Origin of the sequence: Streptomyces sp. CC228A, assembly GCF_021390935.1 — a bacterium.
In the GTDB taxonomy this organism is placed as follows: domain Bacteria; phylum Actinomycetota; class Actinomycetes; order Streptomycetales; family Streptomycetaceae; genus Streptomyces.
In genome coordinates this window covers 150,535-166,727 of the sequence record NZ_JAJPUI010000005.1, presented here as the reverse complement: position 1 = coordinate 166,727, position 16,193 = coordinate 150,535, and the positions used below count along the sequence as shown (strand labels likewise).

General features: G+C 68.9%; 6 protein-coding genes, 2 rRNA genes and 1 pseudogene. 5 read left to right on the top strand and 4 right to left on the bottom strand.

All coding sequences use genetic code 11. The features are described from left to right. Positions 1-26: 26 nt before the first annotated feature. The 3 genes and pseudogenes from L6E17_RS16235 to L6E17_RS16225 form a co-directional block, all read right to left on the bottom strand. Positions 27-566 carry a hypothetical protein gene (locus tag L6E17_RS16235; RefSeq protein WP_236241479.1) on the bottom strand — a complete coding sequence of 180 codons (540 nt, stop codon included), beginning with the start codon at positions 564-566 and terminating at the stop codon, positions 27-29. A 607-nt stretch (positions 567-1,173) separates the two neighbouring features. Further along, positions 1,174-3,097 (bottom strand): annotated as a pseudogene (locus tag L6E17_RS16230) (sigma-70 family RNA polymerase sigma factor). A gap of 666 nt (positions 3,098-3,763) precedes the next feature. Continuing rightward, positions 3,764-4,696, bottom strand: coding sequence for a TetR/AcrR family transcriptional regulator (locus L6E17_RS16225; RefSeq protein ID WP_374109065.1), 933 nt, complete (start codon positions 4,694-4,696; stop codon positions 3,764-3,766). A gap of 349 nt (positions 4,697-5,045) precedes the next feature. Here L6E17_RS16225 and L6E17_RS16220 point away from each other — a divergent pair, with 349 nt between their 5' ends. Together L6E17_RS16220 and L6E17_RS16215 are read left to right on the top strand one after the other, a co-directional pair. Further along, positions 5,046-6,683: an NAD(P)/FAD-dependent oxidoreductase gene (locus tag L6E17_RS16220; RefSeq protein ID WP_236241477.1), complete on the top strand. Its 1,638-nt coding sequence runs from the start codon at positions 5,046-5,048 to the stop codon at positions 6,681-6,683. 108 nt (positions 6,684-6,791) lie between these two features. Continuing rightward, entirely contained in the window at positions 6,792-8,552 is a 1,761-nt protein-coding gene (locus L6E17_RS16215; protein WP_236241476.1) for a SpoIIE family protein phosphatase, read from the top strand. A 15-nt stretch (positions 8,553-8,567) separates the two neighbouring features. Here the strand turns inward: L6E17_RS16215 and L6E17_RS16210 are convergent, their stop codons facing one another. Further along, complete coding sequence (locus L6E17_RS16210; protein WP_236241727.1) at positions 8,568-9,869, bottom strand: MFS transporter; 1,302 nt, start codon at positions 9,867-9,869, stop codon at positions 8,568-8,570. A 143-nt stretch (positions 9,870-10,012) separates the two neighbouring features. On the opposite strand from L6E17_RS16210, the gene L6E17_RS16205 reads away from it, so the two are divergent. The 3 genes from L6E17_RS16205 (at position 10,013) to L6E17_RS16195 (ending at position 16,155) form a co-directional block, all read left to right on the top strand. Further along, on the top strand, positions 10,013-10,564 hold the full coding sequence (locus tag L6E17_RS16205; RefSeq protein ID WP_236241475.1) for a MarR family winged helix-turn-helix transcriptional regulator: 552 nt from the start codon (positions 10,013-10,015) through the stop codon (positions 10,562-10,564). 623 nt (positions 10,565-11,187) lie between these two features. Then, positions 11,188-12,713, top strand: a 16S ribosomal RNA gene (locus L6E17_RS16200). 319 nt (positions 12,714-13,032) lie between these two features. After that, positions 13,033-16,155: ribosomal RNA gene (locus L6E17_RS16195) — 23S ribosomal RNA — on the top strand. Together the 16S and 23S rRNA genes form the textbook arrangement of a ribosomal RNA operon. The last annotated feature ends 38 nt before the right edge of the window (positions 16,156-16,193 follow it).

Genomic DNA, 16,193 nt, shown 5'->3' with positions numbered 1-16,193 from the left:
CGCGGCACCGCACCCGCGCCCCCGCGTCAGCCGGGCAGCAGGTCCCCGAGCGCGTCGAGAAGCAGCATCCACATCGGCAGCGCACCGGTCCCGAACGCCGCGGCCAGCGCGTACCCGATCGCCGCCTCCACCGGCCGCACCCCGGCGCCGGCCGCCCACTGCGCGACGACGACCCCGTCACCGTCCGACGACAGCTCCCCGATGCGCTCCGAGCCCCGCAGCAGCCGGCTGCCGGTCATCGAGTCCGGCACCAGCCGGTAGCGCACACCGGCGTGGGTGATGTCGACACGGAACGAACGCCGGGTCAGCCGCCCCCTGCCAGGGGAGACCGGGACGGCCCCGCCGTCGACCGTCAGCGCCAGGCGCCTGCCGTCCCGCGTACCGACCGGGACGTGCTCGTCCACCTCGCCGGAGCCCTCGGCCCGGCGTACGACGACCCGGGGCAGCCCCTCCCCCTCGACGGCCACCAGCCCGTGCTCCGCGTCGAGCGTGACGCGGACCTCCCCGAACTCCTCATCCCGCGTCGACGTGCCGACGGCAGCCGACGGCTCCGCTCCGTGCTCCACAGTGCTCCCCTTGCTTGCGCCGGTACCGCCGGCGTCCGGTCAGTACGCCGACGGGCGCGGCCCGGGCACACGGCATCGCCGCAGCCGCGCGGACCGCACAGGAACGACTGTTCCACCCCTGGCCACCCGGCCGGAAACCCGGAGCAGCCCCCGGTGCGTGGCCTCCGGTGCGTGGCCTCCGGCGCGCGGCCTCCGGCCCTCACGGCAGACCCCCTTGGGCGGAACCTCCCGCCCCGTGCGGACCCCACGCAGCGAAACACCCCGCCCCACCCCGCAACCACGGCCCGTACGGGTTCAGGGGCTCCCACGGGCCCAGGGGCTTGCACGGGCCCCAAGGCGCACCGGCCCAGGGGCGCGCCGGCCCAAGGGGGCACCGGCCCAGGGGCGCACCCGCCCAAGGACGCACGGACTGGCACGGGCCCACGGTCTACGGGCCCACTGCTTCGCAGAGCCGCAGAGCCGCAGAGCCGCAGAGCGGCCGAGCCGCAGAGTTCGCTTCGTGTCGGTGCGCGGTCGGGGCCGGCAACGCCCCTGGGGCCCCAGGGGTTACCTCGGTGGCTGCCCGATGCATCACCGCGTCGGGGCTTGCTCCCGCAGGCTCCTCCGGCTATCCCTTTCCGGCGCAGCCGATCCGGGCTTCCGCCCAGTTCGCGAGCGCCACCGCACCGAACGGCCTGGCCGGCTCCACCACGAGCCGCAGCGATGTGTGGCCCGTGATGCCGACCCGTACCGGAGCGGCCGGGTCGCCGCCGTCGACGACAGGCGACCGCCACAGCCGCTTCCCGTCCTCCCCGTACACCGAGAACCGTGCCGACCCCAGCCCGAGCGACATGTCGTCGACGCCGACGAACGCCTCGAAGGTGGAGCACTCACGGTTGAGGTCGACGATCACCGAGGACCGCGGGTGGACGGTGATGCCGTGCCCGTACCGCTGACCGCCGATCGACATCTCGTACCGCTGCCACAGCCAGCTCGACCCGCCCATCCGCAACTCCGGCCCCGTCCCGTCCCCGAACAGGTCGTAGGGGAGACGGTTCACCTGGTACACGGCGGGCGGCGGCTCCGGGCTCGGAACGGCCGAAGAGCGCGTCGGACTCGGTGCGGCCGGCGGAGACGGGGACGGCACGACCGGGGAAGGCACGGCGGCCGCAACCGTCGGTGCGGGTGACGGCGTGGGCGTCGGTTTCGGCGCCGGTGCCGGCGTGGTGGGCGCAGGAGCCGGTGGCTCCGGGCTCCGCGCCGCCGGCGGCTGCGGGTCGGCCGGCGGTGTCGGTGTCGGTGTGGGCGTCGGCGACGGAGGTGCGGCCTCCGGTACGAGGGGCTGCGCGGCGGGCGGACGCCGATCCGGCGGCGGTACGGGCTCGGGGAGCCCGACAGCGCCCACACGAGGCCCGCCGTCGCGGCCACCGCCACCGCTGCCGCGACACCGGCCTTGGCGGGGGCACCGAGGCCTTCGGCTACGGCCCCCCGGCGGCCCCCCCGCCCCCACCCCCGCCCGCCCCCGCCGCCACCCCGGCCCCGGCCGCGCCGGCACTGCCGACCGCACCGCCGGCACCTGAGCCGGCCACAGCTCCCGCCCCGGCACCGGCACCGGCCCCGGTGCCGGACGCCGCCGCACCCGCGGCGGCACCCGCGGCCGCACCCGCGCCGGTCCCTGCTGCCGCGCCTGCCCCGCCGGTCGCCGCGCCACCGGTGGCGGCTGCGGCGGCTCCCGCGCCAGCCGCTCCGGCCACGCCGCCGGTGAGGACGCCCGCCGCCTTGACCGAGAACCCGGCGGCGAACCAGCCGATGACCGCGACCGGCAGCAGCGCCGGGATCCCGGCGTTGACCTGCGCGAGCTCCCCGGCCGCCAGCCGGCATCTGCCGCACTCCTCCAGGTGCTTGCGCAGGCCCCGCTCGGCCCGCATGCGCAGTCCGCCCCGGGCGTACGCGCCCAGCCGGTCGGCGTAGCGGGCGCAGTCGCCGCCCGAGGTGAGGGACTGGCTCACATGCGCCTGCAGGTACGCCTGCTTGAGCCCCTCCCGTGCCCGACTGGCGAGTACGGCCGTCGCGTTGGCGGTCAGCCCGAAGAGCGGTGCGATCTGGCTCGGTGACTCCTCCTCCACTGTCGTGTGCCACAGCACGGCCTGCCATCGCTCCGGCAGCGACCGGAACGCCTGCAGGGCCAGTGACTGCTCGGCCTCGTGCATGGCCCGTACGTCGGCGGCCAGTTCGACGGTGTCGGTGTCCGACAGTTCGGACGTTGAGGCCGCTTGTGCCGCGAACACCGCGAAGTCCTCGACGAGCTGCTCCCGCTTCGCGGTCCTCGTCCAGGCGGCTGCGACGTGCCGCACCGTGGTGAGCAGGTACGCGCGGACCGCCTGGTCGGGGCCGGCGCCCCTGCGCACCGCTTGCAGGGTCCGCGCGAAGACCTCAGCCGTCAGGTCGTCCGCGGTGTGCCGGTCGCGGCAGCACGTCCGTGCGTAGCGCCGTACGGCCGGAGCGTGCCTGCGGAACAGCTCCTCGTACGCGGAGTCGTCGCCGCCGCGCATCCGCTGCACCAGTTCCGAGTCGGATGGCGGCAGTTCCACGGGCGGGGGCAGCAGCGCGTCGTTCGGCTCCTTCCCGCGGGCGCCGGAGGCCGCGGCACCGCGGTGCCGGGCCCGCCCGCGCCCGCGCTGGGAGGGAACGCTCGGACCTTCCGCAGGCGGTGCCTGCCGCCGTTCGCTTGCGGGGCCGCCCTGGTCGGGCACCTGCTCGCCGCGGACCTCACCGCTCACCGCGACCGCCCCCGTACCACTGCTCAGACCGGAACACCAAGCAAGCGTGCCACAAGGGAATGACCGGGCTGCCGCCGTGCGGGCGTCAACCACTCCTGCGGGATGCATACCGAACGAAAGCCCTGATAGCAGGCGTTCCTTCAGTCGGCCGCCATCGCGCGGGGAGGGTGTGCCGCGGCGGTGCCGGGAGGAGCCCGCCACCGAGCCCGTCGGTTCCCGGGGCACGCGGCCTTCGGGACGGCGGCTCTCTGGTGCTCCCCGCGTGTGGCAGGAGCCCGCCGCTGGGCCCGGCAGCTTCCGAGGCACGGCCACTTCCGAGGCCCGACGGCTCCGAGTCGTGACGGCCCTGAGGCGCGGCGGCTCGGGAAGCCCGGTGGCTTCCGAGCCTCGGCGGCCTCCGGGACTCCCCGCGCCGGCCCGCGGGCGTGGCGCGCGCCGTCAGGCGGGGCGGGACCTCAGGCCCTCCAGCATGATGTCGAGGAGCCGCGCCGCCGCAGCGCTCTGCTGCGCCGCGTCCGGCAGGGACGGCGCGGCCGTGGCTATGACCAGCAGCACGTCACCCACCGTCACGTCCCTCCGCAGCTGGCCGGCCTCCCGCGCCCTGCGGACGAGCTGGCCCACGACGTCGAGGAGTTCCGAGGCCCCGGCGTTCTCCAGCTCGGCCGCCGGTATGGGGCGGGGTGCCACGCCGCGGAGGTCCGGCGCCGCCTGGGCGCCGTCCGCGTAGGAGTGCCGCTGCTGCGGGACACGTGCCGCGTCCGCCGACTGAGCGGCACCGGCCTCGGGGGCCTCGTGGGCGTCCACGACGTCGACGCCCACCCTGAGGATCTGCGGGGGCAGCAGCCGTCCCGCTCCCGAGGCGACGGAGGTGCGCAGGAAGCGGGAGAGCGCCGACCAGGGCTCGTCCTCCTGCCCCAGGGCCGTGCGGGCCTGCTCCGTGAGCCGGGCCGTCTCCTCCTCGGCTATGCGCCGGACCAGCACGTCCTTGCTGGGGAAGCGCCGGTAGACGGTGCCGACGCCGACGCGGGCGCGGCGGGCCACGTCCTCCATCGGTGCTCCGTAGCCCAGCTCGCCGAACACCTCGCGGGCGGCGCGCAGGACGTGCTCGAGGTTGCGCTGCGCGTCCACGCGGAGCGGTGCCGGCCGCTGCGCTGCTGCGGTGCCCGTCGGGTGCCCGGCGCCGGTGGTGCTGGTGGTGGGGCCGGTCGGCACCAGGGCGCGTGCCGCGCCCCGTACACCCACCGCGCCGGCCGCACCCGCCGCACCCGTGCCGGGCGTGCCGATGCCGCGCTGGGTGTTTCCGCTGCTCATGGTCGGCGCGCCGTGCGTCATCGCTGTGCGCGCCTGCCCATGCGAATCGTGCATATGCATTGTCATCCCCCGGTAACTGACGTCTCCCCCCGGAGACTCCCCGCCCTGACTGCCGTGCCCGGCCGGGCCGCGCTGTGGTCGTACGCACGGCTGCCGGAACCCCGACGGGATACGAACATAGTTGAGACGGAGTCAATTCAGAAGGGGCTGTTCCGTCCGGTGCGCCCCCCGATCGGAGCAAGGCCCGGAAGGCTCCCTATTCCGGGCCGGTCCGGCCCCCATGGCTCCCCGTTTGACCTGCGGTTACGTGCCTTTCAGGAGGTTAAACGCCACCCTGCGCCTCCCCGCCCGGCCGGTCACACAATTCGTCGGGCCTGTGGACAAACCTCGGCGCCCGTTGCGTCATGGGATGGTGACGGCTGCAATCTCGCGGGGAGCGACTGACGCGTCCCCCACTCGTGCGCGCATTCTCGTCGTCGGCGGCGGCTACGTCGGGATGTACACCGCCCTGCACCTCCAGCGGATGCTGAAGGCGGAACTGAGGCGCGGTGCGGCGGAGGTCGTCGTCGTCACGCGCGATCCCTACATGACGTACCAGCCGTTCCTGCCCGAGGCGGCCGCCGGGAACATCTCGCCGCGCCATGTCGTGGTGCCGCTGCGGCGGGTGCTGGACGCGTGCACGATCGTGATCGGCGAGGTCACGGCGGTCAACCACGCCAAACGCTCCGCGACCGTGGCCACGCTCGCCACGGACGAGGAGGCGGCGGGGCCCGTGGAGATGGCGTACGACGAGCTGGTCTTCGCGCCGGGCTCGGTGTCGCGGACGCTGCCCGTGCCGGGCCTCTCGGACCACGGCATCGGCTTCAAGACCGTCGAAGAGGCCATCGGGCTGCGCAACCACGTCATCGAGCAGATGGACATCGCGTCGTCGACCCGCGACCCGGCCATCCGGGACGCGGCGCTGACGTTCGTGTTCGTCGGCGGCGGCTACGCCGGGGTGGAGGCGCTCGGCGAGCTGGAGGACATGGCGCGCTACACGTCGCGGTACTACCGGAACATCAAGCCGGAGGACCTGAAGTGGGTGCTCGTGGAGGCGAGCGACCGGATCCTCCCCGAGGTGGGGGAGGAGATGGGCCGGTACACGGTGCGCGAACTACGGGCGCGGAACATCGACGTCCGGTTGCAGACGCGGCTTGAGTCGTGCGTGGACCGGGTGGCGGTGCTGAGCGACGGCAGCCGCTTCCCGACGCGTACGGTCGTGTGGACGGCGGGGGTGAAGCCGGCCCCGGTGGTGGCGGCGACGGACCTGCCGCTGAACGAGCGCGGCCGTGTCCGCTGCACCGCCATGCTGTCGGTCGAGGGGGTGCAGCACGCGTGGGCGGCGGGCGATGCGGCGGCCGTGCCCGACGTGACCGCGGCGGAGCCGGGCAAGGAGTGCGCGCCCAACGCGCAGCACGCGCTGCGGCAGGCGCGGGTGCTCGCGGAGAACCTCGTGGCGTCGCTGCGGGGCGGGCCGCGCAAGGAGTACGCGCACAAGTACGTCGGGTCGGTCGCGTCGCTGGGGCTCCACAAGGGTGTCGCGCACGTCTACGGGCGCAAGCTCAAGGGCTACGCGGCCTGGTTCATGCACCGCACCTACCACCTGAGCCGTGTGCCCACCTTCAACCGGAAGGCTCGGGTCATGGCGGAGTGGACGCTGGCGGGCCTGTTCAAGCGGGAGATCGTCTCGCTCGGCTCGCTGGAGCATCCCCGCGCCGAGTTCGAGATGGCGGCGGGCCCTCCGCCGCCGCCCGACCTGGAGGTCACGGCCGACTCCTCGCCCGGTGCGCACGACTCGCCTGAGGCCGGCCGCCCTCCCGCACCGGGCGGGTCCGCGGCCGAGGGCCCGGCGGCAGGGGGCGCCGCGACCGGCGGCGGCTCCGGGCGCGCTGCCGGTGGTACGGGACGGCGCGGAGCGGAGGAGTCCGGCGGCCAGGGTGAGGCGGCGGACGCCGGGGGCGCGGAAGGAACCGGAAGCACCAAGAACGATGGCCCGGAACTCGATTGACGCCCCTTTGTCAGTGTGTTCGGTCACACTGGACGTGTGACCATAGGTGGGCCCACACCTGCACAGAGTGACTCAGCACGGCAACGACACCACGAGGCATAGAGATCCGTGAACTTCACGCGTTGGAGCGCCCGCTTCCCCGGTACACAGCGCCGTGCCGCCGCGCGCAGGGCCGGCCGAGCAGCCTCGTCGGCACAGCGGGGGGAAGGCGCGGTGCCCGCCGCGCGCAGCGAGTACGGGCAGGGCGAGTCGCGTGCCGGGAGCGGCTGCCCGCCCGGTGGTGTGCAGGACGCGGCGGGCGGGGGAGGAGCGGAGGCCGCGGACAGCCGGGCGCCGGGGAGCGCGGATGCTCCTGGGCGGCCGGTCCCGGCGCTGGAGGACTTCTCGGTGCGGGAGATCCTGGAGCGGCTGCCCGGCCTGGTCGCCCTCACCTATGGCAGCGACCACCGCCTGGCGTACGTGAACGACGCGTACGGCACGGCGTTCGGCCCCCGGCCGGCGGGGGTCGCCGTGGCGGACGGCTGCCCGGAGCTGGCGGATCTCGGGCTGCTGCCGCTGATGGACCAGGTGCTGCGCAGCGGGAAGCCGCGGACGGTCAAGTCGCGCCGTACGCGCGGCGGCTCGTACACGGTCACGTGTCTGCCGGTGGACGTGCCGGGGCGCAGCGGCGGAGGCGTCCTCGTGCACGCCGCGGACGTCACCGACCACGCCGACGCGGCCGAGCGGCTGCGGGCCAGCGAACGCCGGCACCGGGAGACGGCGGTGACGCTGCAGCGGTCCCTGCTGCCGCAGGAGTTGGAGCAGCCCGACGACCTGCGCGTGGCCGCGACGTACCAGCCGGGCGGTACGGACGCGGCGGTCGGCGGTGACTGGTACGACGTGATCACGTTGGGCGCCGGCCGGACCGCACTGGTCATCGGCGACGTCATGGGCCGCGGGGTGCGCGCGGCGGCCGTCATGGGCCAGCTCCGCACCGCGGTACGGGCCTACGCGCGCCTGGACCTGCCGCCGCACGAGGTGCTGCAACTGCTGGACGGCCTGGCCGCGGAGATCGACGCCAGCCAGATCGCGACCTGCGTGTACGCGGTGCACGACCCGAACGAGGGCCGCCTCGTGTACGCGTCGGCCGGGCACCTGCCGATCCTGGTGAGGGACGAGGACGGGGCGGTGCGGCGTGCCGAGGACCCGACGGGCCCGCCGCTGGGCACGGGCGGCTGGCTGCACACGTCCGGCACGATCGCGCTGCCGCCGGGCTCCACCGCGGTCCTGTACACGGACGGGCTCGTGGAGCGGCGCAGGGAGGACATCGACGAGGGCGTGGCGGCGCTGGAGCGGGCGCTGGCCGGGGCCACGGGCACACCGCAGGTCGTCTGCGACCGGCTGCTGCGCTCCCTCGGCGTGACGGCCGAGCACGATGACGACGTGGCGGTGCTGGTGCTGCAGCACCCGTCGCGGACGGGCCCGGATGCGGAGCTCTTCCACAATGCGGCGCTGGACCTGCTCGGCGGTGTGGAGGCGGCGCCCCGCGCGCGTGCCTTCGCTTCCGGGGTGCTGTCGAGCTGGCGGTTCCCGGTGGAGCTGCGGGACCTGGGCGTGCTGGCGGCGAGCGAACTCGTCGCGAACTCCCTGCAGCACGGCACGCCCCCGATGCGGCTGCGGCTGCGCCGCACGGACCGGCGGCTGATCATCGAGGTGACGGACGGGGACGACCACCTGCCGCGCCGCCGCCGGGCCGAGACGGAGGACGAGGCGGGCCGCGGCATTTCGATCATCGCGACGATCGCCTCGTCCTGGGGGAGCCGCCGCACCCCGGGCGGGGGCAAGGCGGTGTGGTGCGAGTTCGCGCTGCCCGGCCGGACCGGCGGCTGAGCCGCGCGGGCACCGTCAGACGGCCGCCTCCACCGCCCGCCCCGGCCCTTCGGCGGGCGCCGGCCGGTGCTGTGCGACGACCCGGGAGCGGGCGGCGGCGTACGGATGGTCCTGCGCAGGGGTGAGGCCGCGCCCGAGCCGCAGCGCGAGCACGCTGATGCCGAGCGAGAAGACGACGAACGTGATGATGTACGGACCGTGCAGCGCGGCGCCCATGGGCCCGCCGACGGCCGGGCCGACGGCCAGCGCCAGCTGCTTCACCAGGGCGAAAGCCGAGTTGTACTGGCCCACCATGCCCTCCGGGGCGAGGTCGGCGACCAGCGGCGCCACGGTGGGGGACAGCATCGCCTCCCCCAGCCCGAACAGCCCGTACGTCGTGATGAACGCGGCCGTCGCCATCTCCTGGCTGACGTGGCCGAGGCCCGCGAAGCCGGCGAACAGCCACGCCACGGCCCACAGCAGCCCGACGGCCGCGACGACCCGGGTGCGGCTGCGCCGCTCCACGAACCGCAGCACCAGGAACTGGGCCGCGACGATGACGGCCGTGTTGGCGGCGAGGGCGATGCCGAGGGTCGACGGCTCGATGCCGGCGGCCTCCGTGCCGTACGCGGCAAGACCCGACTCGAACTGGCCGTAGCAGGCGAAGAACAGCACGAAGCCGAGCACGCACAGCTGCACCATGGCGCGGTGGCCGAGCAGCGCCCGCATGCCGCCGGACGCCGGTGCCGCGTCCTGGCCGGGCCGCGCCTCGGCCGCGGACGGCAGGGAAGCGGTACGGGGGAGGCGTACGGTGGCCGCGATCCCGGCGAGGACCAGGAACATCGCGGCCTCTATGGAGAACAGCAGCAGGAAGCTGCCGGCCCGGTCCTCGTCGACGAGCTGGCCGCCTATGAGCCCGCCGATGCCGAGCCCGAGGTTCTGCAGGAAGAACTGCAGGGCGAAGGCGCGCGTCCGGTCCTCCGCCGGCGAGCACCAGACGATCAACGTCGCCAGCGCGGGCTGCAGCACCGCCGTGCCGGCCCCGAGCAGGGCCGCCGAGGCGACGACCGCGGCCACGCTCGCGGCCACCCCCATGGCTGCGGCGCCCACGGCGGCCACCAGGGCGGCGCCCACGAGGACCGGGAGGGGGCCGCGCCGGTCGATGGCCCGGCCGGTGAAGGGCAGCACGGCGAGCGCTGCCATGGCGAAGACGGCCAGCACGGCACCCGCCGCGGTGGCCCCGAGGTCTCGCACCTGCGCCACATAGACATAGAGGTACGGAACGGTGAACCCGAGTCCGAACGCGCTCAGCGCGTTGCCTGCCTGGATCCGGCGCATCGCAGCGCCCTTCGCCTTGGTCACACTCACCCACTTCGAACGTGTAGGGCTCAGCCCTGAAGACTTCACAACTAAACTTTGAACGTTAACTCTACACGGCGAAGGACTTCGATGCCAAGCGGGGGCGTGGAATACTCCTCCGCATGCCCGAGCCACAGGAACCGAGCGTCGAACCCGCCCTCGACGAGCAGATCGCCGCCTACCAGCGCGAGTTCCGCGACCTCGACCCGCAGGTCGAGAAGGTGGTGTCGGCCCTGGGCCGGCTGAACCGCCGCATGAACGTGGCGTACGGACGCCAGGTCGCCGAGCTCGGCATCACCAATCCCGAGTGGGAGGTCCTCAAGACGCTGGTGCTCGCCGGCGCGCCCTACCGCATGGGACCGAGCGAGCTCGCCAAGCGCCTCGGCCTCACCCCCGCGGCGATGACGCACCGCATCGACCGCATGGCGGCCGAGGGTCTGGTCACCCGCGACCGCGACGAGACCAACCGGGTCCGGGTGATCGTGGAGCTCACCGACGAGGGCCGCGCGAAGTGGCTGGAGGCCATGCGCATGGCGACTGCTTTCGAGGAAGAGCTGCTCCAGGACCTCACGGCGACCGAGCGGGCGCTGCTCGGTGAACTGCTCATCCGGCTCCTGCGGCGCGTCGAGGACACCCAGCCGGACGCCGGCGGCCGCCTGACCGGCCTCGACTGACGGCCGCACAGGGGCGGCCGGACCGCGATTGACACGGCCCGCGCCGATCCGTAAAGTTCTTCGGGTTGCCACGGAGCCGGACAGGCCCGGGGTGGCACCTCTGCCGCGAAAGCGGCCACCCAAACCCAGCACGACCTCCCCAGCGGGAAGTATTTCGGCATGCCGGAATTCCTCCCTACGACTCGATTGTGAGTCCGAAGGGGAAATCAGCTAAGGTTTGGACCGCCGGAAGGGCCCAAGCGGCCGGGAAGGCAAACCCCTCTGACTGGGAATCAGGCCCGAAAGGATCTGATAGAGTCGGAACCGCCGGAAAGGGAAACGCGAAAGCGGAGAACAGTCCGGCAGCCCGCTCCAGCGGGTGGCGGAAACGGAAAACGGATCTGCTAAGCTGGAAACATCGAAGGGAAGCGCCCGGAGGAAAGCCCGAGAGGGTGAGTACGAAGGAAGCGTCCGTTCCTTGAGAACTCAACAGCGTGCCAAAAGTCAACGCCAGATATGTTGATAACCCCGTCTCTTGGAGACGAGGTTCCTTTGAAAAACACAGCGAGGACGCTGTGAACCGGGAGATTATTCCTCTCCTGGTTCCGCTCAACGCGAGTGTTGACCCGGATCACCGGGAAGCATTCACGGAGAGTTTGATCCTGGCTCAGGACGAACGCTGGCGGCGTGCTTAACACATGCAAGTCGAACGATGAACCACTTCGGTGGGGATTAGTGGCGAACGGGTGAGTAACACGTGGGCAATCTGCCCTGCACTCTGGGACAAGCCCTGGAAACGGGGTCTAATACCGGATACGACCACTTCAGGCATCTGATGGTGGTGGAAAGCTCCGGCGGTGCAGGATGAGCCCGCGGCCTATCAGCTTGTTGGTGAGGTAACGGCTCACCAAGGCGACGACGGGTAGCCGGCCTGAGAGGGCGACCGGCCACACTGGGACTGAGACACGGCCCAGACTCCTACGGGAGGCAGCAGTGGGGAATATTGCACAATGGGCGAAAGCCTGATGCAGCGACGCCGCGTGAGGGATGACGGCCTTCGGGTTGTAAACCTCTTTCAGCAGGGAAGAAGCGAAAGTGACGGTACCTGCAGAAGAAGCGCCGGCTAACTACGTGCCAGCAGCCGCGGTAATACGTAGGGCGCAAGCGTTGTCCGGAATTATTGGGCGTAAAGAGCTCGTAGGCGGCCTGTCACGTCGGTTGTGAAAGCCCGGGGCTTAACCCCGGGTCTGCAGTCGATACGGGCAGGCTAGAGTTCGGTAGGGGAGATCGGAATTCCTGGTGTAGCGGTGAAATGCGCAGATATCAGGAGGAACACCGGTGGCGAAGGCGGATCTCTGGGCCGATACTGACGCTGAGGAGCGAAAGCGTGGGGAGCGAACAGGATTAGATACCCTGGTAGTCCACGCCGTAAACGTTGGGAACTAGGTGTGGGCGACATTCCACGTCGTCCGTGCCGCAGCTAACGCATTAAGTTCCCCGCCTGGGGAGTACGGCCGCAAGGCTAAAACTCAAAGGAATTGACGGGGGCCCGCACAAGCGGCGGAGCATGTGGCTTAATTCGACGCAACGCGAAGAACCTTACCAAGGCTTGACATACACCGGAAACATCTAGAGATAGGTGCCCCCTTGTGGTCGGTGTACAGGTGGTGCATGGCTGTCGTCAGCTCGTGTCGTGAGATGTTGGGTTAAGTCCCGCAACGAGCGCAACCCTTGTCCCGTGTTGCCAGCAGGCCCTTGTGGTGCTGGGGACTCACGGGAGACCGCCGGGGTCAACTCGGAGGAAGGTGGGGACGACGTCAAGTCATCATGCCCCTTATGTCTTGGGCTGCACACGTGCTACAATGGCCGGTACAAAGAGCTGCGATACCGTGAGGTGGAGCGAATCTCAAAAAGCCGGTCTCAGTTCGGATTGGGGTCTGCAACTCGACCCCATGAAGTCGGAGTCGCTAGTAATCGCAGATCAGCATTGCTGCGGTGAATACGTTCCCGGGCCTTGTACACACCGCCCGTCACGTCACGAAAGTCGGTAACACCCGAAGCCGGTGGCCCAACCCCTTGTGGGAGGGAGCTGTCGAAGGTGGGACTGGCGATTGGGACGAAGTCGTAACAAGGTAGCCGTACCGGAAGGTGCGGCTGGATCACCTCCTTTCTAAGGAGCACTTCTCACCGAGCACCTGGTGCTTGGTCAGAGGCCAGTACATCAGCGAGTGTCTGATGCTGGTTGCTCATGGGTGGAACGTTGACTATTCGGCCTGGTGCATGGGTCGAAGACCGCTAGTACTGCCTCGTCAGGGGCGTGGAACGTGTGATCTTCGGACGTGGCCGGGTCGGGCGCGCTGTTGGGTGTCTGAGGGTGCGAGCGTTGCTTGCCCTTCATGCGCCGGCCCCAGTGAACTCGCTGCTTGTGTGGCGGGGTGATGGGTGGCTGGTCGTTGCTTGAGAACTGCACAGTGGACGCGAGCATCTGTGGCCAAGTTTTTAAGGGCGCACGGTGGATGCCTTGGCACCAGGAACCGATGAAGGACGTGGGAGGCCGCGATAGGCCCCGGGGAGCTGTCAACCGAGCTGTGATCCGGGGGTGTCCGAATGGGGAAACCCGGCAGTCGTCATGGGCTGTCACCCGCTGCTGAACACATAGGCAGTGTGGAGGGAACGCGGGGAAGTGAAACATCTCAGTACCCGCAGGAAGAGAAAACAACCGTGATTCCGGGAGTAGTGGCGAGCGAAACTGGATGAGGCCAAACCGTATGTGTGTGATACCCGGCAGGGGTTGCGCATGCGGGGTTGTGGGATCTCTCTTCTGTTGTCTGCCGGCAACAGGGCGAGTCAGAAACCGTTGATGTAGGCGAAGGACATGCGAAAGGTCCGGCGTAGAGGGTAAGACCCCCGTAGCTGAAACATCAGCGGCTTGCTTGAGAGACACCCAAGTAGCACGGGGCCCGAGAAATCCCGTGTGAATCTGGCGGGACCACCCGCTAAGCCTAAATATTCCCTGGTGACCGATAGCGGATAGTACCGTGAGGGAATGGTGAAAAGTACCGCGGGAGCGGAGTGAAATAGTACCTGAAACCGTGTGCCTACAAGCCGTGGGAGCGTCGCGCAAGGACTTGTCCTTGCGTCGTGACTGCGTGCCTTTTGAAGAATGAGCCTGCGAGTTTGCGGTGTGTTGCGAGGTTAACCCGTGTGGGGTAGCCGTAGCGAAAGCGAGTCCGAATAGGGCGGTTCAGTAGCACGCTCAAGACCCGAAGCGGAGTGATCTAGCCATGGGCAGGTTGAAGCGGAGGTAAGACTTCGTGGAGGACCGAACCCACCAGGGTTGAAAACCTGGGGGATGACCTGTGGTTAGGGGTGAAAGGCCAATCAAACTCCGTGATAGCTGGTTCTCCCCGAAATGCATTTAGGTGCAGCGTCGTGTGTTTCTTGCCGGAGGTAGAGCACTGGATAGGCGATGGGCCCTACCGGGTTACTGACCTTAGCCAAACTCCGAATGCCGGTAAGTGAGAGCGCGGCAGTGAGACTGTGGGGGATAAGCTCCATGGTCGAGAGGGAAACAGCCCAGAGCATCGACTAAGGCCCCTAAGCGTACGCTAAGTGGGAAAGGATGTGGAGTCGCAGAGACAACCAGGAGGTTGGCTTAGAAGCAGCCACCCTTGAAAGAGTGCGTAATAGCTCACTGGTCAAGTGATTCCGCGCCGACAATGTAGCGGGGCTCAAGCGTACCGCCGAAGTCGTGTCATTGCAGCATGAGGGCCAACGCCCGCTGTGATGGGTAGGGGAGCGTCGTGTGCCGGGTGAAGCAGCACCGGAAGGTAGTTGTGGACGGTTCACGAGTGAGAATGCAGGCATGAGTAGCGATACACACGTGGGAAACGTGTGCGCCGATTGACTAAGGGTTCCTGGGTCAAGCTGATCTGCCCAGGGTAAGTCGGGACCTAAGGCGAGGCCGACAGGCGTAGTCGATGGACAACCGGTTGATATTCCGGTACCCGCTTTGAAGCGCCAACGCTGAATCCAGCGATGCTAAGCCCGTGAAGCCGCCGGCTGAGTCTTCGGACGAGGTCGGAGTGGTGGAGCCGGTGAACCGGACTGGTAGTAGGTGAGTGATGGGGTGACGCAGGAAGGTAGTCCAGCCCGGGCGGTGGTTGTCCCGGGGTAAGGGTGTAGCCCGAGGGGTAGGTAAATCCGTCCCTCATGTAAGGGTGAGACCTGATGCCGAGCCGATTGTGGCGAAGTGGATGATCCTATGCTGTCGAGAAAAGCCTCTAGCGAGTTTCATGGCGGCCCGTACCCTAAACCGACTCAGGTGGTCAGGTAGAGAATACCGAGGCGTTCGGGTGAACTATGGTTAAGGAACTCGGCAAAATGCCCCCGTAACTTCGGGAGAAGGGGGGCCATGTCTGGTGATGGCACGTGCTGCCGGAGCTGGGTGTGGCCGCAGAGACCAGCGAGAAGCGACTGTTTACTAAAAACACAGGTCCGTGCGAAGCCGTAAGGCGATGTATACGGACTGACGCCTGCCCGGTGCTGGAACGTTAAGGGGACCGGTTAGCTCCATTTCGGTGGGGCGAAGCTGAGAACTTAAGCGCCAGTAAACGGCGGTGGTAACTATAACCATCCTAAGGTAGCGAAATTCCTTGTCGGGTAAGTTCCGACCTGCACGAATGGCGTAACGACTTCTCGACTGTCTCAACCATAGGCCCGGTGAAATTGCACTACGAGTAAAGATGCTCGTTTCGCGCAGCAGGACGGAAAGACCCCGGGACCTTTACTACAGTTTGATATTGGTGTTCGGTTCGGCTTGTGTAGGATAGGTGGGAGACTGTGAAGCTTGGACGCCAGTTCAGGTGGAGTCGTCCTTGAAATACCACTCTGGTCGTGCTGGATGTCTAACCTGGGTCCGTGATCCGGATCAGGGACAGTGTCTGATGGGTAGTTTAACTGGGGCGGTTGCCTCCTAAAGGGTAACGGAGGCGCCCAAAGGTTCCCTCAGCCTGGTTGGCAATCAGGTGTTGAGTGTAAGTGCACAAGGGAGCTTGACTGTGAGACCGACGGGTCGAGCAGGGACGAAAGTCGGGACTAGTGATCCGGCGGTGGCTTGTGGAAGCGCCGTCGCTCAACGGATAAAAGGTACCCCGGGGATAACAGGCTGATCTTCCCCAAGAGTCCATATCGACGGGATGGTTTGGCACCTCGATGTCGGCTCGTCGCATCCTGGGGCTGGAGTCGGTCCCAAGGGTTGGGCTGTTCGCCCATTAAAGCGGTACGCGAGCTGGGTTTAGAACGTCGTGAGACAGTTCGGTCCCTATCCGCTGTGCGCGTAGGAATATTGAGAAGGGCTGTCCCTAGTACGAGAGGACCGGGACGGACGAACCTCTGGTGTGCCAGTTGTTCTGCCAAGGGCATGGCTGGTTGGCTACGTTCGGGAGGGATAACCGCTGAAAGCATCTAAGCGGGAAGCCTGCTTCGAGATGAGTATTCCCACCCACTTGATGGGGTAAGGCTCCCAGTAGACGACTGGGTTGATAGGCCGGATATGGAAGCACCGTGAGGTGTGGAGTTGACCGGTACTAATAGGCCGAGGGCTTGTCCTCAGTTGCTCGCGTCCACTGTGTTAGTTCTGAAGTAACGA

Excerpts from the sequence above, each read along its gene's own strand:
- L6E17_RS16210 (WP_236241727.1), bottom strand. The coding sequence starts at position 9,869 with ATGCGCCGGATCCAGGCAGGCAACGCGCTGAGCGCGTTCGGACTCGGG.
- L6E17_RS16205 (WP_236241475.1), top strand. The coding sequence starts at position 10,013 with ATGCCCGAGCCACAGGAACCGAGCGTCGAACCCGCCCTCGACGAGCAG.
- L6E17_RS16225 (WP_374109065.1), bottom strand. The coding sequence starts at position 4,696 with ATGCATATGCACGATTCGCATGGGCAGGCGCGCACAGCGATGACGCAC.
- L6E17_RS16220 (WP_236241477.1), top strand. The coding sequence starts at position 5,046 with ATGGTGACGGCTGCAATCTCGCGGGGAGCGACTGACGCGTCCCCCACT.